Here is a 1,138-nt window from a genome sequence, read left to right as displayed (position 1 = left end):
TGACGACGCAACAGGCGGGTGGCGCCAGCGTGATCTCGGCGAAGTTCGATGCCGCGCAGGCGGCGCGCGACATCGAAGCCGAAAAGATCACCGTAATGTCCGAGTTCGCGCCGATGTTGGGCAGCATCCTGGATCAGGCAAAGCCGGGCCAACTGTCGTCGCTGCGCGCGGTGACCGGACTCGACTCACCCGAAACCATCGAACGGTTCGAACGCGAGTGTCCCCAAGCAGCGTTCTGGGTCACCTTCGGCCAGTCGGAGACCTCGGGTCTGGCGACGCTGTCGCGCTACCGCGACCGACCGAAGTCCGCGGGGCGTCCGCTGTTCTGGCGCAGCATCGCTGTCGTGGATGGCGACGATCGTCCGAAGCCGACCGGCGAAACCGGTGAGATCGTTGTGCGCGGGCCGACGGTCTTCAAGGGATACTGGAATCTCGAAGCCGATACCGCACACACGTTTCGCAACAGCTTGCACCACACCGGCGACATAGGCTATTTCGACGCCGACGGCTATCTCTGGTATGCGGGCCGCGCGCCGGAAAAGGAACTGATTAAGACCGGTGGTGAGAATGTCTATCCGGCCGAGGTCGAGAACGCGATCCGTCAGCATGCTTCCATTGCCGAAGTCGTCGTCATCGGCGTCCCCGATCCGCAATGGGGCGAAGCGGTGAAGGCGGTGTGCGTGTTGCAACCTTCGAAGACAACGACCGCGGACGAGATCGTGGATTTCGCGGGCAGTCTCATCGCGCGCTACAAGCGGCCGAAGATCGTAGTGTTCGTCGATAATCTTCTGAAGAACGACGCGGGTGAAATCGATAGAGCTGCCATCAAGACCGCGCACGCGCAGTCATAGGTCCAACTTCCGTGCGCCTGACGCGCGCTTCTTTCGGAGCCCACATTTGCTCCCCTGAAAGCGGTTGACTGATCTGTCTCGACGGCCACTATGGACTGATCGTTGTACCACGTTCCAAAGCGCTGATAGTGCCCTGCGACGTTGACTCGACAAAGGTTGAAATGAGATCTCGCGGAACCTTGTCCGGCCATGGATCGCTAAATACAAAGCAGCCGAGCTCGCCGAGGAACGCCAGCGTGTCGTCATTCCACCACTGCGTGCTCTGGCCCTGCCGTCTGCTTGCGCAG

General features: G+C 61.1%; 2 protein-coding genes. One reads left to right on the top strand and one right to left on the bottom strand.

Annotated elements, in window-relative coordinates; translation table 11 throughout:
- Positions 1 to 851: AMP-binding protein (locus tag JHD07_RS37020; protein ID WP_291631193.1), on the top strand; the 851-nt coding region annotated here is incomplete at its 5' end.
- Between the two features lie 88 nt (positions 852 to 939).
- Here JHD07_RS37020 and JHD07_RS37015 read toward each other — a convergent pair.
- Positions 940 to 1,138: hypothetical protein (locus JHD07_RS37015; protein ID WP_291631191.1), on the bottom strand; the 199-nt coding region annotated here is incomplete at its 5' end.

The organism is Bradyrhizobium sp., from assembly GCF_016462955.1.
Classification (GTDB): Bacteria; Pseudomonadota; Alphaproteobacteria; order Rhizobiales; family Xanthobacteraceae; genus Bradyrhizobium.
This window is presented reverse-complemented; position numbering and strand designations above follow the sequence as displayed.